Here is a 19,914-nt window from a genome sequence, read left to right on the forward strand (position 1 = left end):
CCCACCGGGTTAATTTTCCCCCTGTCGGCTCCGTGTTTGCAAAAACCCGCGGCCCCACCGGGGTCCGGGGCCCGCGGGGCCCCGCGGCGGCAAGAGTCGCCGAGGTCGGGGGTGAGGCCGCACGACATGTGCGTGCGGCCGAGGCGGGCGCCTCTAGCCCCCCTGGCCGAGCGCCCCTGAAACAAACGGCTAGCAGCGCTGGAAAAGCCGCAAGGCGGACTTTTTCAGCAGTCTGCTAGCGGGCGGCTCGTCGGAGGCCCCAGATCACGACCGTGCCGCTGATCTCGTGGGGGACGACGAGGAGCGCCTCCGGCGGAGCTTCGGCGGGGCTGGTGGCCGAGTCGGGGCCAGCTTGGGCGAGGGAGGTCCACGGAATGAAGGTCACGCCCTCCGGTGAGACGTCTTCAGCGGGCGAGGGGTGGTAGCCGTCGAAGACCGGTGCTGTCGGCTCGCTGACGTCGAAGACGGCGATGCCGCCGGCGCGCTCGAGGCCGACGAAGGCGTAGTGGCGCTCGCCGACTCGTCCGACCGCGATCCCCTCCGGTTCCGGTCCCTTGTTGTCGCTACGGTGATCGTGGGTGGCGCCGTGGATGGCGGTGACCGCCCGCTCGAGCTGATCTCCGCTATCCCAGAGGAGACTTCCTCGAGCGTCCCAAACGCTCATCGAGCGGGCGCCGAAGCTGAAGAGGCGGCGATAGGCGCCGGCGCCGTTCTGCTCGGCGTGGGCGCTCACCTGGAGGCGCCCGAGGTGCTTGCTCTTCTGCAGCTTGCCTCGCCGCCGGAAAACTTGCCGGTCGAGCTTCAGGTCACCCACTCGGCGCTCTTCGATTTTCCGGGCGTCACCTTCGTTGGCGCTCACCAGGAAGGTCTCGCCGGCGACCTCGAAGGCGGCGATGGCGTCCGGCTGGTAGAGGCCGGCAACGGGCCAAGGGCGAATCTCGACGCCGCCGTCGCGGTCGCTGGCGTCGAGGCCGGCGCCGGCCCGCGAGTGGTCCTTGCTACCGAGGTCGACCAAGGTCTCGACGCGCGGAGTCGCGAGATCGAGGATGGCGAAGGCGTTGTTCTCCTGCAGGGCGACCCAGGCCTTGCTGCCGGCGGCGTCGAAGGCGATGTACTCGGGCTCCAGGTCTTGGGAGACGGTGGCCTTGGGGCGGATCCGCAGTCCTGGCGGCACCTCCACCGCCCGCGGACCGCCGGCGTCGAAGTCCGTGAAGGTGAGGGTTGCGACGTGCTCTTGCCGCGGGGCGCCGACGGCGATGGTGATCAACGAAATGCTGCCCGGGGGATCCCGTCGGTAACCGTCGTCGGGCTCGCCTTCGTTGGCCACCAGCAGGCGCTTGCCGTCTGGGCTGAAGGCGACCATGTCCGGCAGGGCGCCGACGGTGACACTGCCGAGGTCCTGGCCGTCGCGGTCGAAGAAGGCCACCTTGCCATCGTCCTGGGGCGTCGGGGCGGCCACCGCCACTGCCACCAAGCCATCGTGGACGGCGACGCTGTTGGGTGCCCCCAGAGAACCGACATCGAGACGAAAGGCGAGACTTGGCCGGCGCGGATCGCTGAGGTCGAGGACGTCGATCTTGCGGGTCGCTCCGTTGACCACGAAGAGTCGCCGGGAGGCACCATCCCAGGCCGCGATCTCGGCGGCTTCCTTGCCGTCGCCGCCGTCATAGCGGCCGAGGAGCTCGAGCTCGAGAACGCCCTCGCCGGAGGCCGGAGGCTCTCCGCCGGCGAAGGGCGGAAGCAGCAGGAACAGGAGGACGGCGAGGCCGCCGGCGACGCTCTGCATCGGTAATCGGTTCGGCATGGCCCTATCCTGGCATGAGGCGCCGCCAGTGGTGGTGAATCGGAGGTGAAAGGTCGTCTTCCATCCCTCGCCGGTCACAGTAGGATCGTCGCCATGACGATGCTGCCGCCATCTTCACTTCGCGCCGGGAGGGGGCGATGACCCGTCTCGGGTTGCAGGACGTGTCGCTGGCCTTCGGAGCGGCGCCCTTGCTGGACAAGGTGCGCTTCTTCGTCGGGGCCGGCGAACGGGTCGGTCTGGTGGGGCGCAATGGCTGTGGCAAGTCGACGTTGCTGCGCCTACTCGGCGGCGACCTCGAGCCCGATGACGGTGAGGTGGTGCGGTCGGCGGAGTTACGGGTGGCGCGCCTCGCCCAGGAGGTGCCGCAGGAGCTCGCCGGCGAAATCGTCGAGGTGGTGGCTTCCGGCGCCGAGCACTGGCGTCGGTTGCTCGCCGAGCACGATCGACTGAGCCGCCAGCCGGGAGCGGACCTGGCGCGCCTCGAAGCGGTGCAGTCACAGCTCGACGGCAGCGGTGGCTGGGAGCTCGAGCGCCGGGTCGAGCGGGTGATGAGCCGTCTGCAACTGCCCCCCTCGGGCCGCTTCGAGACCCTCTCCGGTGGGCTCAAGCGCCGCGTCCTGCTGGCCCGGGCGCTGGTCGCCGATCCGGACGTTCTGCTGCTCGACGAGCCCACCAACCATTTCGACCTGCCGGCCATCGAGTGGCTCGAGGAGACTCTGCTGGCGGCCCCCGGAGCCCTGGTGTTCGTCACCCACGACCGGTCCTTCCTGCAGCGCCTGGCGACCCGTATCGTGGAGCTCGACCGCGGCGCGCTGTGGGATTACCCCGGCTCCTACCAGGCCTTTCTCGAAGCGCGCCGGCAGCGTCTCGAGGTCGAGGCCCGTCACGCCGCGCGCTTCGACAAGAAGCTGGCCCAGGAGGAGGTCTGGATTCGCCAGGGGCTGAAGGCTCGCCGGACCCGCAACGAGGGCCGGGTGCGGGCCCTCGAACGCTTGCGCGAAGAGCGCCGCGCGCGGCGCAGCGCCCTCGGCCGCGGTCGGCTGCGGGTCGACGAGGCGGAGCGCAGCGGCAAGGTGGTGTTCGAGGCCGACGACCTGGCCTTCCGCTGGCCGCAGAGTGAGCGGGATGCCTTTCATTCGCTGTCGACGGTGATCCTGCGCGGCGACAAGGTCGGAATCCTGGGTCCCAATGGCTCCGGCAAGAGCACTCTGTTGAAAGTCCTGCTCGGTGAGCTCGAAGCTACCGCCGGTCGCCTGCGCCACGGCACTCGCCTGGAGGTCGCCTACTTCGATCAGCATCGCGAGCAGCTCGATCCCGAGGCGAGTGTGGCGGACAACGTGGCCGAGGGCAACGACAAGGTGGTGGTCGGCGGGAGGACCCGCCACATCATCAGCTACCTGGCCGATTTCCTGTTCGCCCCGGAGCAGGTCCGGGGACCGGTCAAAGCCCTTTCCGGAGGCGAGCGCAACCGCCTGCTGCTGGCCCGCCTGTTCACCCGTCCGGCCAACCTCCTGGTGCTCGACGAGCCGACCAACGACCTCGATGTCGAGACCCTGGAGCTGCTCGAAGGACTGCTCCTGTCCTTCGCCGGAACGGTGTTGGTGGTGAGCCACGATCGCGCCTTTCTGGACAACGTCGTGACCAGCACCCTGGTGATGGAAAGCGATGGCGGAGTGCGCGAGTACGCCGGCGGCTACAGCGACTGGTTGGTCCAGCGCCCCGACCCGAAGACGGAGGCGCCCCCGGCCGCGACTCCTCCTCCGCCGCGCAAGCCCACCGGCGGCCGCCGCAAGCTCAGCAACCGCGAGCGCGAGGATCTGGCCCAGGCGCCGGAGCGCATCGAGGCCCTCGAGGCGGATCGCGACGCCATCCACGGGGAGCTCAACGATCCCGCCACCTACGGCGCCGACTCCGGCGGGCGTGTCGCCGAGCTGCAGGATCGACTGCGCGCCATCGAAACCGATCTCGAGCGCTGGTACGAGCGCTGGTCCGAGCTCGAAGAGCTTTCCTGAGAGCGACCTGCGAGCGCGCCCCCGGACACCGTCGGCTCGCTGCTCGAGGCGGTGGAATGGCCTGAGATGTAAGAGCTTAGTTACTTCCTCTCGAGGATGAAGGGGGAGGCAAACAGCCGCCCGGTCGGATACGCTTGCGGGCCGAGGCGCAAGCCTCCCTCCGAGAAAAGAGAACGATGGCAGAGTGGACCCAGTTCGCGATTCTTTGCGGCCAGCTCTTTGTGACCGTTGCGGCCACGCTGGCCTTCTTCCGCCTGCGCCGGCATTTCGGCCTCGTGCCGCTGGCCGTGTTCGTCGGCTCCAATCAGTACCTGCAGACCCTGCTGTCTTCGACCCACTATCTGCAATTCGGCGAGGACTTCCTGGTCTCCCCCGGTTCGGTGGTGCTGTTCCCGGCGGGATTGGTGGCCTTGCTCTTGATCTACCACCACGACGGGGTGGAGAAGGCCCGCGGCCTGATCATCGGCGTCTTGTTGGCGAATCTCTCGCTGACCGTCTTCTCCTGGTTCACCCAGGCGCAGATTCGTCTCGGCGGAGTCGCCAATCTGCTCGGAGTGCCACCGGAGCTGTTCGAGGTCGACGCCCGCGTATTCCTGGCCGGGTCGTCGGCGCTCGCCGCCGACGCCGTGCTGATCGTCGTTCTCTACGAGGTCGTGACCACCCGCTGGAAGTCCTTCCCGGTGGCTTTGCGCATGCCGGCGGCGCTCAGCCTGGTGCTGCTCTTCGATGCTGTCGTGTTCTCTTCCCTGGCCTTCCTGGGCAAGCCCGAGTTCGGTCAGATCCTGCTCACCCAGGTGCTTTCGAAGCTGATCTCCGCCGGCGTCTACGGCCTGCTGCTGGTGACCTACCTGCGCTGGTCGTCGAGCGCGCCGGGAGATTTGGGGCAGGGGGTCGGCACCGGCGCCTTCGCCATCCTCACCTATCGCGAGCGCTTCGAGCTCCTGCGCAGCCATCAGCAGGCCCAGGAGCAGGCCTTCGAGCGCGAGCGTGCGCAGTCACGGGCTGCCCTCGACGCCGCCGAAGCGCGCTATCGCTGGCTCTTCCGCACCATGACCGATGGTCTGCTGGTGCTCGACGACCGCGACCGCATCGTCGATCTCAATCCCGCCTTCGTCGCGCTCTGCGGCCGCTCGGCGGAAGATCTCATCGGCCGCTCACCGACCCGTTTCGGGCTCTTCGCCCAGCAGGATCCCTGGCGCACCGAGGGTGTCCCGGTGGAGACCGGGCTGCGGCGCCCCGGCGGTGAGTCCGTCGAGGTCGAGCTGCGCAGCAACCCGCTGCCCGCCGAAGGCGGCGGCGGGACGGTGATCTCGGTGCACGACATCACCGCCCGCAAGGCCGCCGAGGCGGAGCTCCTCGCCTCCCGCGACACCCTGCGCCAGACGGTGGAGCAGAGGACCCGCGAGCTGGTGGAGAAGAACCGCGCCCTGCAGCAGCGAGAGGCGCGCTTCCGGCTGCTCTTCGAGGAAAGCCTGGGGCTGATCTGCACCTACGACCTCGATGGCCGATTGACTTCCGTCAACCCGGCCGCCGCCGACCTCCTGGGCTACGACCGCACCGAGCTCCTCGGCGAGAGCGTGCTCAAGTTCATTCCGGAGCAGTTCCGCAACGAAGGCGCCGACGACCTGGCGTCGCTGCGCGCCCAGAGCGGCCATAGCGGGGTGGTGACCTTCGTTGCCCGGGACGGCTCCTGGCGGGCCTTGATCTTTCGCTCGCGGCTGATCAACGACGGCGTCAATCCGCCCTTCGTCCTCGGCCACGGTCAGGACGTCACCGCCCTCAAGAAGACCGAGGCCAAGCTGCGCGACAGCGAGCATCGCTACCGCGATCTCTTCGAGAGCAGTCACGACCTGATCCAGGCGGTCGATGCGGAGGGCCGCTTTCTGCTCGTCAACGGCGCCTGGCGTCGCCTCCTGGGCTATGACGAGGGAGATCTCGAAGGTCTGCGGGCCCTCGATGTCGTCCATCCCGACCGGCGAGATGCCTTCCAGGCGGTGCTCGATTCGCTGATGGCCGGCGAGGCCGCCGGCCTGGTGGAGACCGAGCTGCTCACCCGAGAAGGAGTTCCGATGCTGGTGGAGGGCACCTTGAGCTGCGCCTTCGAGCGCGGTCGGCCGTCGTCCGTGCGGGCGATCTTCCGCGACATCACCGAGCGTCGGGCCGTCGAGCGTCTGAAGGACGACTTCTTGTCCACCGTCAGCCACGAGCTGCGCACTCCGGTGACTTCGATCTTCGGCTCCCTCAAGCTGCTCGCGGCGGGCAAGGCCGGTGCTGTGCCGCCGGCCATGGGGCGCTACCTCGACGTCGCGTCGCGCAATGCCCAGCGGCTGGTTTGGTTGATCGACGACATTCTCGACTTTCAGAAGATCCGCTCCGACCTCTTGGAGGTGCGACCGGTTTATGTGAAAGTCACGGATCTGGTCGAGCAGGCGTTAGAAGACAATCGGGGTTTTGCGACCGAGCACGGCATCCGCCTGACCCTCGGGGAGTCGGCGCCGGAAGCGGCGGTCCGGGTCGACCGCGATTGGTTTCTCCAGCTCTTGGCCAACTTGATCTCGAACGCCGTCAAACATTCGCCCCAAGGGGAACAGGTGATCGTGGCGACCAGCGCTTCGGCGCGCCAGGTGGAGGTTTCCGTTCGGGATCACGGTCCCGGGATCCCGGCCGAGGCGCGGGAGACCATCTTCCGTCCCTTCTCGCAGCTACAGCAGGAGAAAGAAGCCCGCAAGTCCGGGACCGGTCTCGGTTTGAGCATCGCCCGCGCCGTCGCGGAGCGATTCGACGGCACCCTGACCTTCGCCAGCGATCTCGGGGCCGGAACCACTTTTCGGGTGACCCTGCCGGTGGCTTCGGCGAGCTTCGCCGGGGATGGCGGCGAGGGCTGAGATGGCGACCGTTCTCGCCATCGACGACGATCCCGACATCCTGGTGGTCATCGCCGGCGCTCTGGAGAGTGCCGGCCATGTGGTGGTCACCGAGACGGTGGCGCAGGACGTCGTGACGATGAGTCTCGATCACGGCGTCGACGTGGTCGTTCTCGACGTCAACATGCCCGACTTCTCCGGCTTCGATGCCCTGGCGGCGCTGCGCGACGATGCCCGCACCGGAGGCCTGCCGGTGCTCTTCCTCTCGGCCCTCGGCGACAGTCACCACCGCATTCGCGGCCTGCGGCGCGGCGCCGACGACTATCTCGGCAAGCCCTTCGAGCCGGAAGAGCTGGTGCTGCGAGTGGAGAAGCTGCAGACCAAGATGCTGCGCGCCGGCAGTATCGACTCGACCCCCGCCCAGAGCCTCCGGGAAGCCCTGCTCCATGGCGACCTGACCACCGGTCAGGTCTTCTTGGGCCGCTACCAGGTGCTGGAGAAGGTCGGCAAAGGGGCGACCGGCGTCGTCTTGCGCGGCTGGGATGCCCGTCTGCGCCGGCCGGTGGCCCTCAAGGTCTTCCTGCGCACCGGACCCCTCGAAGGCGTTGCCGAGCTCGATCTGCTGGCGGCGCTCACCGAGGAGGCGGCCATCCTGGCCCGCTTCAGCCATCCCAACATCGTTTCCGTCTACGACGCCGGCGTCGATCGCGGGGTCGGCTTCATCGTCATGGAGTTCGTCACCGGGGTCTCGCTCCTCACCCGCTTGCGCGACCAGGTGCTGCTGCCGCGGCGCGAGGTGGTGCGCCTGGGAATCGAAGTCTGTCGGGCCTTGCAAACCGCCCATGACCAGCAGCTGGTGCATCGCGACATCACCCCGAGCAACATCCTTCTCGGCTCCGCCGGCGAAGCCAAGGTGACCGACTTCGGCGTCGCCGGCATCGTCACTTCGCTGTCGCGAGAGGATGTCGGCATCATCGGGACTCCCGGCTACGTGCCACCGGAAGCTCTGCGCGGTGAGGTCCATGGTGCCGCCGGGGATATTTTCAGCCTCGGTGCCGTGCTCTACTTCTGTCTCACTGGAAGATTGGCCTACTGTGCTCCCAACGGTTCCTTGCGCGACCTTCTTCGGGGCACCCTCGAGGGCGAGCTGGTGGCGATCGAAGAGCTCCGCCCGGGGACCTCGCCGGAGCTCTGTGAGCTGGTGCTGCGGATGCTGTCGCGGCAGCCTGAGCAGCGGCCGCTGCCCTGGGAGACGGAGAAACGGCTACGGGCCCTGGTTCCGTGAAGAATCGCGAGTTTCGTTTCTCCCGTTCGCCCCGCCGCGAGCAGCGATTCGAAGCCGATCGAACGACCGTCGAGGAAGCCAGACCATGAAGATCGAGCCCCCGTTGCAGGACGAGTTCCAGCCTTTCGCCTCGCTCTACGTCGACCGCGTGCCGACGGATGGCGCCGTCCTCGACCACTTGCGGGCCAACGGCGAAGCCCTCAGGTCGCTCTTGGAGCCCCTGTCGGACACGCAATGGCACTTTCGCTATGCCCCCGGAAAGTGGTCCGTGAAGGAGGTCCTGCTCCACGTCATCGACACGGAGCGCATCCTGACCTACCGAGCCCTGCGCGTCGGTCGTGGCGATCCCACCGAGCTTTCCGGCTTCGATCAGGACCTGCTGATGCAGCAGGTCATCGCCGACCACCGTTCGGCCGCCAGCCTGCTGGCGGAGCACGCCGTCGTTCGGAACGCCACCCTGAGTCTTTTCGAGAGCTTCGACGAGGCCGCCTGGCAGCGCCGCGGAGTGGTCGGCGGAGGACCCTTGAGCGTGCGAGCCGTGGCCTATTTCGTGGCCGGTCACGAGCTCCATCACCGGGAGATCTTGCAGCGCCGATACCTGGCGTCCGACGCCGGCTGAAGAAACCTTCTGCGTCGTTGTCGTACCAAGAGGATGGACCCGCAGAAGCGGTGGTTTCGAGGACATTCCGGATGGAGGCGGACGATGCTTGCAAAGTCGAAGGGGGTGGGATGGCTGCTGGGGCTGATCGTGTTGCTGGCAGCGCCGTTGGTGAGCGCCGACGACGAGGCGCCGAAGGGTTTCGAAGGGCAGGCCTTCTTCTTCGCCCTGTCGGTGGCCGATGTCGAAGCCAGCGTCGCCTGGTACCAGCGAGTGCTGGGCTTCGAGCCGGTCCGGGAGGTCGATGTCGCGGCGCGCGGCCTGCGCATTCGCTTGCTGCGCCGGCCCGGGGCATATCTCGAGCTGATCGAGCTCGCCGGTGCCCGCTCCGCGGCCGAGATCGATCCCGAGATCGCCAAGGCCTATGAGGTCCTCGGTCCCTTCAAGATCGGTTTCCAGGTCGAGAGCCTGGATCGTACGCTGCAGCTCTTCGAGGCTCAGAAAGTGCCGCTGCGGGGCTCGGTGATCGCCGAAGACGACCTCCGCCTGCGGTCGACTCAGATCGTCGATCCGGACGGCAACGTCCTGCAGATCTTCGAGTCCCTCGACTGAGTCTCTGGAGGGTCGCTGCGAGACGCTCACGGTCTCGCTGACGGGCGCTGAAAGAGTCGCGTGGCGACTTCTTCAGCGCCTGTTTTTCTTTCCGGCGGTCTAGAGGCGCCTTGCCGTCGCAGCCCGGCGTCATCCACTTCCATCCCCATTCGGGCTTCTAACCGGCCGCCCGGACAGGTGTCCGGGTGGCGCCGGACACCTGTCAACGGCTTTGCCGTCATTCTATTCGTTGATTCCCTTCAAGTACCTGATGGGTAGTGGTTTAGGTCTTTATCGAGGGTTGGCCCGAGACTTGCTGTAGAGAGCAGACGGGAGGATGAAGACGTGATTCGAGATAGCTCAGCCATGGATCGCTCGGTCGACCGGCCGCGCCGCCGTCGTTGGCCCCTGCTGTTGCTGCTGGCGGCCTCGATCGCCGGAGCGATCTATGCCTATCCGTCGGTCAAGCGGTGGGCCAGCTCGGAGACCTCCGTGTCGCTGGCAGAGATTCGTATCGGCACCGTCGAACGCGGCGACCTGGTGCACGACGTTTCCGTGCAGGGCAACGTGGTGGCGGCCTTTCGGCCGACCCTGGTGAGCCCGGTGCGGGGCATCGTGCGGGTGGTCGCCGAGGCCGGCAAGCTGGCCGAAGCCGGCGAAGTGCTGGCCCGCCTGTCGAATCCGGAGATCGAGAGTCGCCTGCAGCAGGAGCGCTCGACTCTCGAGTCGCTGCGCTCGGAGGTCGAGCGGCAGCGCATCCTGGCCAAGCAGGGCAGCCTGCAGGGGGAGCAGGACATCCGCCTGCTCGAGGTCGAGGTCGAGGCCGCCCGGCGCGCCCTCGAGCGCGCCGAGCGCTCGCGGGCCGAGGGCTTGCTCAACGTCGTCGAGCTGGAAAAGGCTCAGGACGAGGTCGAGGTCTCGACCCTCGAGCTCGAGCTCGCCCGCCAGCGCCTCGCCCTCGACCGCGAAATGCTCGACTTCGAGGTGCGCGAGAAGGAGGCCGAGGTGGTGCGCCAGGGATTGGTGGTGGCGGATCTCGAGCGTCAGGTCGACGAGCTGACGGTGCGGGCGCCGGTTTCGAGCCTGGTGTCACGAGTCGAGGTCACCGACCGCGAATCGGTGACCGTCGGCCAGGCTCTGGTGGCGCTGGTCGACCTGTCCGCCTTCGAGATCGAAGTATCCGTGCCGGAGAGCTACACCCAGCAGCTCGGTCCCGGCACGGAGGCGGTGATCTCGGTCGGCGGGCGTGATTTTCGCGGCGTGCTGGAGTCGCTGTCGGCGGAGGTTCGGGGGAGCCGGGTGCAGGGCGTGGTGGCCTTCTCCGGTGAGGCCCCGGAGGGTTTGAAGCAAAACCAGCGAGTCACCACTCGGCTGCTCCTCGACACCCGTAGCGACACCCTCAAGGTGCCGCGCGGGGCGTTTCTGGAGAGCGGCGGCGGTCGTCTGGCCTATGTCGTCGAAGACGGTCTGGCGGTGCTGCGCGACATCGAGGTCGGAGCGCGCAGCGTGGCCGAGGTCGAGATCCTCTCGGGGCTCGACGTCGGCGATCGCATCGTGTTGTCGGATACCAACCGCTTCGAGGGAGCGGAGAAGATACTTCTGCGTCGCTGAGGCGACGACAGAGCTTGCGGGAAGGAGAGATCGGGATGATCAGAATGAGCAACATCACGCGGGTCTACCGCACCCAGCATGTCGAGACCCATGCCCTGAGTGGCTTCAACCTCGAGGTCGAAGCCGGGGAGTTCGTCTCCGTCACCGGCCCCAGTGGCTCCGGCAAGACGACTTTTCTCAACGTCTCCGGGCTGCTCGACACCTTCGACTCCGGGACCTACATCCTCGATGGGCGCGACGTCAGCCGCCTGTCGGACCGCGAGATGTCGAAGATCCGCAACGAGAAGATCGGCTTCATCTTTCAGGGCTTCAACCTGATTCCGGACCTCAACGTGTTCGACAACATCGACGTCCCCTTGCGCTACCGGGGTACCTCGGCGAAGGCACGGCGAGCGGCGATCGAAGAGGCCCTCGAGGTGGTCGGCCTGAGCTCCCGCATTCGCCACTTCCCGGCGCAGCTCTCCGGCGGTCAGCAGCAGCGGGTGGCGGTGGCGCGGGCCCTGGTCGGCACGCCGCACCTGATTCTGGCCGACGAGCCGACCGGCAACCTCGACTCCGAGATGGCGAGCGAGATCATGGATCTGCTCGAGAAGATCAACGGCGCCGGCACGACGGTGATCGTGGTCACCCACGATCCCGACCTGGCGGCACGGGCGCCGCGGCAGATCCACCTGCTCGACGGCAAGCTGCTCGATGTCCACGAGCAAGAGCGCCCCTTGCCCTTGCTCGATTCCGCTCACCGCGACGGCGTGACCGCCTAGGGGAGGCGAGATCATGTTGGCCTACCAAATTCGGATGGCGTTCCTGAGCTTGCGCCGGAACCCCTATCTCTCGACTTTGTTGATCGCCGGCATCGCCGTCGGCATCGCGGTGGCGACGTCCTTCGTGACCATCCACCACCTGATGGGCAAGGACCCCCTGCCGAGCAAGAGCTCGCGGGTGGTCTACGTCCAGGTCGATGCCTGGGACCCGGACGGTCCCTACGACGACGACAACCCCACGGAGCCGCCCGACCAGCTCACCTACCGCGATGCCCGGGCCCTCCTCGAAAGCGACATCCCGACCCACCAGTCGGCGATGTTCAAAGCCCAGCTCACGGTTCATCCGGAGGAGGCCGGAGCCCGACCCTTCCGCGCCATGACCCGCATGTGCACCGGGGGCTTCTTCCCCATGTTCGAGGTCCCCTTCCTCTACGGCGGCGGCTGGAATCAGCAGGCCGACGATGGTCCCGAGCAGGTCGCCGTGCTGAGCTTCGAGACCAACGTCAAGCTGTTCGGTGGCGACGACAGCGTCGGTCGCCGGGTGCGCATCGAGGATCGTGACTTCACGGTGGTCGGGGTGATGGCGCCCTGGAGCCCGTCGCCGAAGTTCTACGACACCCTCAACGGCGCCTTCGATCCGGCGGAGGAGATCTATCTGCCCTTCCGCCTGGTCGAGCCGATGGAGATCGACACCGCCGGCAACACCAACGGCTGGAAGTTCTGGTCCGGCACCGAGTTCGAGGAGTTTCTCGAAACGGAGTACACCTGGGTGCAGATGTGGGCCCAGGTCGATACCCCCGAGCAGCGCGACCGCTACATGGCCTTCCTCAACGCCTACGCTCAGCAGCAGAAGGACCTCGGGCGCCACGGCCGGCCGATCAACAACCGCCTCAAGTCGGTCACCGAATGGCTCGATTTCCAGGAGGTGGTGGCCGAGGAGGTCACCAGCCTGGCATTGATCGCCGTGCTCTTCCTGGTGGTCTGTGCCTTCAACCTGATCGGCATCCTGCTCGGCAAGTTCCTGGCCCGGGCGCCGGAGGTCGGGGTGCGTCGCGCCCTCGGAGCGAGCAAGGCCTCGGTCTTCCTGCAGCATCTCATCGAGTGTCAGGTGATCGGGGTCCTGGGGGGAGTCTTCGGCCTTCTGTTGGCCACTCTCTCGCTACGCGTGATCGGTCGCATGGTGCAGGTCGAAGAAGTCTTGCGGCTCGATTTCGAGATGGCCGTACTGGGGATTCTGATGTCCCTCGGAGCGGCCTTCGTCGCCGGCACCTATCCCGCCTGGCGGATCTGCCGGATCGCCCCGGCGGCCTACCTCAAACTGCAGTGACAAGGAGCGAATAGCCATGGAGCTCGGACCGATCTTTCGATCTTTGATGCACAACAAGGTGCGTTTCTGGCTGATCGCCCTCGAGGTGGCCTTCACCCTGGCGATCGTCGTCAACTGCGTCAACATGGTGCTCGACCTGCACGGGCAGTACGTCGAGGACACCGGTCAGGACGAGAAGAACATGCTGATGGTGATCGTCGAGCCCTTCGACAAGCAATTCGAGGACGACGACTTCATCGACACCGTGCGGGCTCAGGACATCGCCCGCCTGCGGGCTACGCCGGGGGTCGTCGAAGCCATCGCCACCAGCGCGATTCCGCTGAGTGGCGGCGGTAGCGGAACAGGCCGCCGGCCGGTGGACGCCGTCGACCAGGAAGACGGCGTCGGCCTCGGCTATTTCTCGGTCACCGAAGGGGCGGTCGCGGCCTTCGGCACTCGCCTGGTCGCCGGTCGCACCTTCGAGGCCAGCGATTTCCAGTTCGAGCCCAACGAGGACGGCCTCGTGCTGGAGCGCAATGTCATCGTCACCAAGTCTCTGGCGGACAAGCTCTTCCCGGACGGGAATGCCCTCGGCAAGGTGATTCAGAACGACTCCGGCGAGGCTCGGGAAACGATCATCGGCGTGGTCGACCGGCTGCAGAACTTCTGGCCCTGGTCGAGCGTCGGCTGGGACACCATGCTGCGCGCCGGCGAGCCCGGCGACAGCCGCAGCATGCGCTATTTGCTGCGCACCGAGGCGGGGGCCATCGACGCGGTGGCCGCCGGCCTCGAGGAGCGCATGCTGGAGGCCGAGCCGGGGCGCCTGGTCACGGTGCGGGCGGTGAGCGAGTTCAAGCGTCGCCTGTACAACGACGAGCTGGCGCTGATCAACATTCTGTTGGTGGTCACCGTGCTGATGATTCTGGTGACTTCCCTGGGCATCATCGGCCTGACCTCCTTCTCGGTGACCGAGCGAACGCGGCAGATCGGGACCCGCCGGGCCCTCGGCGCCACCAAGGGCGACATCGTGCGCTATTTCTTGACCGAGAACTGGTTGATCACTGGCGTCGGCCTCTTCGTCGGGTTGATTCTCAGTCTGGGCCTCAACTACACCTTGGTGCAGGTCGCAGGCATGCCCAAGATCGATTGGAAGCTGTTGGCCGGCGGCATGCTGCTGCTGTGGGGATCGGGTATCTTGGCGGCTCTGGCACCGGCCCTGCGCGCCACCTCGGTGGCGCCGGAAGTTGCCACCCGCACAGTCTGAGGGGATGGGGAGGGGACGTTGATGAACCAAGAGCCCTTGAAGGTACTGATCGTCGACGACCAGGAGGCGGTGCTCAGCGCCCTGACGGTGCTCTTCGAGATCCATGACGTTCCCTATGTCACTGCCACCACCCCGGAGAGTGCCCTCGAGCAGGTGCGGAGTCACTCTCTCGGGGTGGTGGTCCAGGACATGAACTTCCGCCGCGACGAGACCTCCGGCGCGGCGGGGATCGAGCTCTTTCGCCAGATCCGCGAGGCGCAGCCAGGGGTACCCATCCTGCTGATGACCGCCTGGGCTTCCCTCGAAACCGCCGTCGAGCTGGTGCGCGAAGGCGCCGCCGATTACCTGCAGAAGCCGTGGAACGACGAGAAGCTCCTGGCGACCGTCGAAAACCTGCTCCGCATGCGTCGCCTCGAGCTCGAAAACGAAGCGCTGCGTTCGGAGCTGCGGCAATCCCGGCAGGATCTGGCCGAGGACCACGATCTGCGCGGCCTGGTCTACGCCAGCGAGGCGATGCATCGGGTGGTCAGCCTGGCGGTGAGCGTCGCCGATTCGGAGGCGCCGGTGATGATCACCGGCGCCAGCGGCTCCGGCAAAGAGAAGATCGCCGAGATCGTGCAGGCCAACTCGCGGCGCAGTGACCGACCCTTTGTGAAGGTCAATGTCGGTGCCTTGCCGGAGGAGCTGCTCGAAGCCGAGCTCTTCGGTGCCGAGGCCGGCGCCTTCACCGGCTCGCGCAGTCGGCGCATCGGCCACTTCGAGACCGCCGATGGCGGCACGCTATTCCTCGACGAGGTCGATTCCCTCTCCCTGCAGGGGCAGGTCAAGCTCTTGCGCGTCTTGCAGAGCGGGGAGTTTCAGCGCCTCGGCAGTAGCGAGACGCGACGCGTCGATGTGCGCGTGCTGAGCGCCACCAACAGCGATCTCTCCGCTGCCTTGGCCGCGGGGCGTTTTCGGGAAGATCTCTTCTTTCGCCTCAACGTGGTCGAGATCAAGATTCCCGGACTCGACCAGCGGCAGCGAGACATTCTTCCCCTGGCGCGCCACTTTCTCGAGGTCTTCGCGCGCCGCGAAGGGGCCGCGCCCAAGGTGCTCGGCGAGGAGGCCGAGCGCGCCCTCCTCGGGCATTCCTGGAGCGGCAACGTGCGAGAGCTCCAGAACCGCGTTCAGCGGGCCACGGTGGTGGCCCAGGAGCGCGAGATCCGAGTCTCCGACCTCGGTCTCGAAGCGGCCGACTCGCCTGCCGAGTCGGATGCGCTGCCGGCCGATCTGGCGCCCTCGGAGCTCGAAGACCGGGCTCGTCTGGTGCAGGTGCTGGCCGAGGAGGGCGGGGTGGTCACCCGCGTCGCCGAACGCCTCGGCCTCAGCCGTCAGGCTCTCTACCGGCGGATGGCCCGCCTCGGCATCGAGCTCGAAAGGCGTCCAAAGGTCTAACCCGCCCTTCTCACGAGCTTTCCGCTGCGCGTCCGTATGTCCCCGAATCTGCTGCGTTTTCCGTCGCCTGCTCTCCTTGCAGTATGTCGAGTACGGCGTCGTCGTTGCAGCGACGGATGCCTTGCATCTTCAAGAACCTACGGCCTCTCGCCAGGAAACCTCGTGAGAAGGGCGGGCTAAATCACTCTGGGTTCGGCGGCGCCCGCTAGAATCGCGCCGTGGAGCAATCGACGGCATCTGCCCCCGCCACCGTGCTGACGGGACGTCCGGCGCGCGATCTTCCGAAGCCGCGACGGTTCTCCCTCGCCGGCAAGGTGACGCTGGTCTTTCTGGTGCTGCTGACGGTGATGGCGGCGTTGGCCGCCGCCGCCACCCTCCTCGGCCTGTCGCCGTGGTTCACCTTTCTCCTGATTCTGGCCGTCGGCCTGCCCTCCGGGGCCTGGGCCATCGGCGCCGTCCTCGAGCCGCTCAATCGCGTGGTGACCGGCGTCTCCGACGGCATCCGGAGCTTCCGCGACCGCGACTTCAGCGTGCGCCTGGCCTATCAGCGCAAGGACGAGCTCGGCGAGATGGTGGAGCTCTACAACGAGGTGCGCGAGATTCTGCGCGAGGATCGGTTGGCGGTGCGCCAGCGCGAGCTGTTGCTGCAGACCGCCCTCGATCGCTCGCCGGCGGCGATTCTGCTGGTCAATCCCCTCGAGCGGGTGATCTATTCGAACCGCGAGGCGCGGCGTCTGCTGATGGCGGGCAGGAAGCTCGAAGGGCAGGATTTCGAGCTCATCCGGGAGGGCTTTCCGGCGGAGATGCGCGACATGCTGGAGGGCGAGTCGGACGGCATCTTCACCGTTCCCGGCAGCGAGCCGCCGGAGACCTACCTGCTCTCCCAGCGGGTCTTTCGCCTCAACCGCCGACGCCATCGGCTGATCCTGCTGCGGCGCATGACCGGCGACCTCGGTCGGCGCGAGGCGGAAGCTTGGAAGAAGGTCATCCGGGTGATCTCCCACGAGCTCAACAACTCCCTGACGCCGGTGTCGTCCCTGATTCACTCGGCCAGCGTCATCGCTCGCCAGCCGAAGCATGCGGCGCGCTCGGAAGAGGTCTTTCGGTTGATCCGCGAGCGCCTCGACCACCTGCAGGGCTTCATCGAGGGCTACGCTCGATTCGCTCGCCTGCCGCGGCCGCGCCGCGAGGAGGTCGACTGGAGCGAGCTGGTCGACAGTCTCGGCGAATTTCCGACCCTGAACATCGTCGGCAAGCTGCCGGCACGACCCGGCTACTTCGATCCCGCTCAGATCCGTCAGGTGCTGATCAACCTGATCAAGAACGCCGTCGAAGCGAGCGATGAGGGTGAAAGGGTCGAGCTGCGAGTGCGGGTGATCGACGGCGGCGGCACCTACCTTCAGGTGCGCGATCACGGCAGCGGCATGGATGCCGAGACGATGGAGAAGGCGCTGCTGCCGTTCTACTCCACCAAGCAGACCGGCAGCGGCCTCGGCCTTCCTCTGTGTCGCGAAATCCTCGAAGCCCACGGCGGCAAGATCAGCCTGCAGGCTGCCGAAAACCGTGGTGTGGTGGTCACCTGCTGGCTGCCGGGCAAGGCCTGAACGGGCGCCCGCTCTCCTCCCCTGGAGACCCTCTGGGGTCAGGGTCTCGACCCCGCCGGCCTCGAGTTTTTGCGGGATTTGGTGTCGGTCGGCGAACCGAGGCGATTTTTCTTGTCGCAAGAAGGAGGCGCGTGATCGCACGCTTTGCGATTGAGCGGAAGTAGGCCCTTCGGCAGTGCATGCAGTCTTTCAAATATTTACAGGCAAAGGATGTAGAAGGGCTCCGGCGGGGCTCTCGATGCCGATCCGTGGTGTCTCTGGCGAGCAATTGAGACGGGGTTGAGATGGCATTGAGACGAGGGTCTCACGGTCGTCTCAACAGTGGCTCGAAGCGTGCTGAAAGGCCTTGACTCGCGGTGCTACTGTGATTTTCGTCCACAACGGATGCCCGTGGATTCCCCCTCAACGACCGGCCGGTGACGCCGCTGGCCGAAAGGACCTAGGAACATGTTGACTTGGCTCACGAAGGAGCGCGGTGCGTTCCTGAATTTGCTCGTGCTGTCGGCTGCGTGCTCGCTCGTGGTGTTCTCCGGAGGTGCGCTGGTCGCGCAGCAGGCAGGGGACGAGTCGGCGAGCGACTCACAGGTCGAGGACTCGGCTTCGCAAGAGGAGCAGGAGGGCTCGGAGCAGAATCCGGTTGAAGACGAGATCATCGTGCTGGCGTCCCGCACCGAGTTGCCGGCCAGTGCGACCCCTGCATCGGTGGTTCTGATCGACACCGAGACGGTCGAATCGAACACCGTGATCAGCGACGAGCTGGCGAGCGTGCTCTCCCGCACCGTCCCAGGCTTCGCCCCCAGCATCCAGAAGCTCACCGGCCGCGGCGAAACGCTACGCGGTCGCAACCCGCTCTATCTGGTGGATGGGGTGCCGCAACACAACGCCACCCGCGATGGCAGCCGCGACGGTCACACCATCGACCTCGCCTTTGTCGAGCGCATCGAGGTGATCAACGGCTCGAACGCCATCCAGGGTGTCGGGGCCACCGGCGGGGTGGTCAACGTCGTCACCCGCAGCTCGGACCTGGTGTCCGACTGGAACACTTCGATCGATCTCCGCCTGACCGGTTCGGCGGACCTCGAGTCCGATTCGCTGGGTTACAAGGCCTCGGCCCTGACCGGCTGGGGCGGCGAGCGGGCGGGCTTCCTGGTCGGGGCGTCGCTCTTCGAGCGTGGCCTGTTCTTCGACGCCAACGGTGATCCGGTGGGCCTCTACCCGACCCAGGGCGACATCATGGACTCGCAGACCGTCGGCCTCTTCGGCAACGGTCGTTGGGTGCTCTCGGACGAGATCGCCCTCAACCTGATGATCAACGACTTCGATCTCGAGCGAAACGGCGACTTCCGCGCCGTGCGCGGTGATCGGACCCTGGGTATTCCGACCGGCACCGTCGAGGGCGATCCCTCCTCGGAGGTCGGCAATCCGGCCCGCAACGAGACCACCGCTTACTCGTTGACGTTGATCCACAGCGACCTGGCCGGCGGGAGCCTCACCGCCCAGGTCTATGATCAGGACTACAAGGCGCTGTTCGAGGGCGGTACTTTCGGTGGCTTCTTCCGGTTGACGGTCGATGGCGAGCCGTTCCTCGATCAATCGGCGGTGGTTTCCAACAAGACCGGCCTCAAGCTCTCCTACAACCGCCTCTTGGCGAACGATGACCTGCGGGTGACCGCCGGCCTCGACGTGTTTCGCGACGAGTCGGCGCAGGTGCTCGACCGCAGTGGTCGCGAGTGGGTTCCCGAGACCCTGTTCGAGACCGTTTCACCCTTCCTGCAGCTCAACTATGACCTCGGGGACCGAGTCTCTCTGTCGGGCGGTGCGCGCTACGAGGATGCCCGCCTCGAGGTCGATGACTACACCACCATTGCGGCGGCGAACTCGACCTTCGTCGGCGGCGGTGAGCCGAGCTTCGAGGAGACCCTGGTCAATGTCGGCTTGATCGTGCGCCCGGCGGAGGGATGGAACCTCTACGGCGCCTACAACGAGAGCTTCACCATGCCCGATGCCGGCCGCGTGCTGCGCGCCGTCAACGTCCCCGGCCTGAATGTCGATTCGCTGTTCAACCTCGAGCCGGTGATCGCGGACAATGTGGAGCTCGGCGTCGAGTACTCGGGGCGTCGCTTCACCGGTCGCGCGGCGCTGTTCGATTCCACCGCCGAAAACGGCTCACGGCTGTCGAGCAACGATCAGGGAATTTTCGAGGTGGTGCGGCAGCGCACGGAGATCGACGGCTTCGAGATCTTCGCCGAGTACATCATCAACCAGAGCTTCTCGATCGGTGCGAACTACGGCGCCACGAACGGTGAGTTCGACTCCAATGGCGACGATCGCGTCGACACCGACCTCGACGGTCTGAACATCGGTCCGGATCGCTTGAATCTCTTCCTGCACGGCCGCTTGAACGATCGCTTCGGCGGTACCCTGCAGGTGTCGAACTTCGCCGATCGTGACTTCCGCGGTCCGGCGGCTCGGGTCGGGCGCGACTTCGATGGCTACACCCTCGTCGACCTCAGCCTGTGGCTCGACATCCCGGTCGGTCAGCTTCGCCTCGGCCTCGAGAACGTGCTCAACGAGGACTACTTCAACTACTTTGCGCAGACCGAGCCCTTCGCCCGGACTGACACCTACTTCAAGGGCAACGGCCGCACCGTGGGCCTGAGCTGGCGGGTCGACCTCTAGACGGAGGCTGAGCAAGCCGCAGAGGCGGCTCGCTCAGCGCCCTCCTCGGGCCTGCTGGCCTCTTTGTTCAGACCTCAGCAACGGGCCGTGCAGCCGCCCCG

Annotated in this window: 13 protein-coding genes; 12 read left to right on the forward strand and 1 reads right to left on the reverse strand. The window is 66.7% G+C overall.

Features of this window, described 5'->3' with window-relative positions; genetic code table 11:
* Positions 1 to 235: 235 nt before the first annotated feature.
* The gene (locus AAF604_16565; GenBank protein ID MEM7051285.1) at positions 236 to 1,804 is read right to left on the reverse strand and encodes a choice-of-anchor I family protein; all 1,569 of its coding nucleotides are present in this window, start codon (positions 1,802 to 1,804) and stop codon (positions 236 to 238) included.
* Between the two features lie 137 nt (positions 1,805 to 1,941).
* Between AAF604_16565 and AAF604_16570 the strand changes: the two genes are divergently transcribed.
* The 12 genes from AAF604_16570 to AAF604_16625 all read left to right on the forward strand — a co-directional run bounded on the left by AAF604_16570 (position 1,942) and on the right by AAF604_16625 (position 19,813).
* On the forward strand, positions 1,942 to 3,816 hold the full coding sequence (locus tag AAF604_16570) for an ATP-binding cassette domain-containing protein (GenBank protein MEM7051286.1): 1,875 nt from the start codon (positions 1,942 to 1,944) through the stop codon (positions 3,814 to 3,816).
* A 176-nt stretch (positions 3,817 to 3,992) separates the two neighbouring features.
* Positions 3,993 to 6,701, forward strand: a complete 2,709-nt coding sequence (locus AAF604_16575; protein MEM7051287.1) for a PAS domain S-box protein — start codon at positions 3,993 to 3,995, stop codon at positions 6,699 to 6,701.
* Position 6,702: 1 nt separating this feature from the next.
* On the forward strand, positions 6,703 to 7,965 hold the full coding sequence (locus tag AAF604_16580; protein ID MEM7051288.1) for a protein kinase: 1,263 nt from the start codon (positions 6,703 to 6,705) through the stop codon (positions 7,963 to 7,965).
* Positions 7,966 to 8,050: 85 nt separating this feature from the next.
* Positions 8,051 to 8,584, forward strand: coding sequence for a DinB family protein (locus AAF604_16585; GenBank protein ID MEM7051289.1), 534 nt, complete (start codon positions 8,051 to 8,053; stop codon positions 8,582 to 8,584).
* An 84-nt stretch (positions 8,585 to 8,668) separates the two neighbouring features.
* On the forward strand, positions 8,669 to 9,175 hold the full coding sequence (locus AAF604_16590) for a VOC family protein (GenBank protein ID MEM7051290.1): 507 nt from the start codon (positions 8,669 to 8,671) through the stop codon (positions 9,173 to 9,175).
* Between the two features lie 324 nt (positions 9,176 to 9,499).
* The gene (locus AAF604_16595) at positions 9,500 to 10,765 is read left to right on the forward strand and encodes an HlyD family efflux transporter periplasmic adaptor subunit (GenBank protein ID MEM7051291.1); all 1,266 of its coding nucleotides are present in this window, start codon (positions 9,500 to 9,502) and stop codon (positions 10,763 to 10,765) included.
* A gap of 35 nt (positions 10,766 to 10,800) precedes the next feature.
* A complete protein-coding gene (locus tag AAF604_16600) occupies positions 10,801 to 11,526 on the forward strand; it encodes an ABC transporter ATP-binding protein (GenBank protein ID MEM7051292.1) in 726 nt (241 codons plus the stop codon).
* Between the two features lie 13 nt (positions 11,527 to 11,539).
* Positions 11,540 to 12,853: an ABC transporter permease gene (locus tag AAF604_16605; protein ID MEM7051293.1), complete on the forward strand. Its 1,314-nt coding sequence runs from the start codon at positions 11,540 to 11,542 to the stop codon at positions 12,851 to 12,853.
* 16 nt (positions 12,854 to 12,869) lie between these two features.
* Positions 12,870 to 14,096 (forward strand): FtsX-like permease family protein, encoded by a 1,227-nt coding sequence (locus tag AAF604_16610; protein ID MEM7051294.1) that lies wholly within the window; start codon positions 12,870 to 12,872, stop codon positions 14,094 to 14,096.
* Positions 14,097 to 14,117: 21 nt separating this feature from the next.
* Entirely contained in the window at positions 14,118 to 15,530 is a 1,413-nt protein-coding gene (locus tag AAF604_16615; GenBank protein ID MEM7051295.1) for a sigma-54 dependent transcriptional regulator, read from the forward strand.
* Between the two features lie 218 nt (positions 15,531 to 15,748).
* Complete coding sequence (locus AAF604_16620; protein MEM7051296.1) at positions 15,749 to 17,134, forward strand: ATP-binding protein; 1,386 nt, start codon at positions 15,749 to 15,751, stop codon at positions 17,132 to 17,134.
* Positions 17,135 to 17,581: 447 nt separating this feature from the next.
* On the forward strand, positions 17,582 to 19,813 hold the full coding sequence (locus AAF604_16625) for a TonB-dependent receptor (GenBank protein MEM7051297.1): 2,232 nt from the start codon (positions 17,582 to 17,584) through the stop codon (positions 19,811 to 19,813).
* The last annotated feature ends 101 nt before the right edge of the window (positions 19,814 to 19,914 follow it).

The organism is Acidobacteriota bacterium (assembly GCA_039028635.1).
In the GTDB taxonomy this organism is placed as follows: domain Bacteria; phylum Acidobacteriota; class Thermoanaerobaculia; order Multivoradales; family JBCCEF01; genus JBCCEF01.

Coding starts and splice junctions, on each gene's coding strand:
- AAF604_16565 (MEM7051285.1), bottom strand. CDS start 1,804: ATGCCGAACCGATTACCGATGCAGAGCGTCGCCGGCGGCCTCGCCGTC.
- AAF604_16570 (MEM7051286.1), top strand. CDS start 1,942: ATGACCCGTCTCGGGTTGCAGGACGTGTCGCTGGCCTTCGGAGCGGCG.
- AAF604_16575 (MEM7051287.1), top strand. CDS start 3,993: ATGGCAGAGTGGACCCAGTTCGCGATTCTTTGCGGCCAGCTCTTTGTG.
- AAF604_16580 (MEM7051288.1), top strand. CDS start 6,703: ATGGCGACCGTTCTCGCCATCGACGACGATCCCGACATCCTGGTGGTC.
- AAF604_16585 (MEM7051289.1), top strand. CDS start 8,051: ATGAAGATCGAGCCCCCGTTGCAGGACGAGTTCCAGCCTTTCGCCTCG.
- AAF604_16590 (MEM7051290.1), top strand. CDS start 8,669: ATGCTTGCAAAGTCGAAGGGGGTGGGATGGCTGCTGGGGCTGATCGTG.
- AAF604_16600 (MEM7051292.1), top strand. CDS start 10,801: ATGATCAGAATGAGCAACATCACGCGGGTCTACCGCACCCAGCATGTC.
- AAF604_16605 (MEM7051293.1), top strand. CDS start 11,540: ATGTTGGCCTACCAAATTCGGATGGCGTTCCTGAGCTTGCGCCGGAAC.
- AAF604_16610 (MEM7051294.1), top strand. CDS start 12,870: ATGGAGCTCGGACCGATCTTTCGATCTTTGATGCACAACAAGGTGCGT.
- AAF604_16615 (MEM7051295.1), top strand. CDS start 14,118: ATGAACCAAGAGCCCTTGAAGGTACTGATCGTCGACGACCAGGAGGCG.
- AAF604_16625 (MEM7051297.1), top strand. CDS start 17,582: ATGTTGACTTGGCTCACGAAGGAGCGCGGTGCGTTCCTGAATTTGCTC.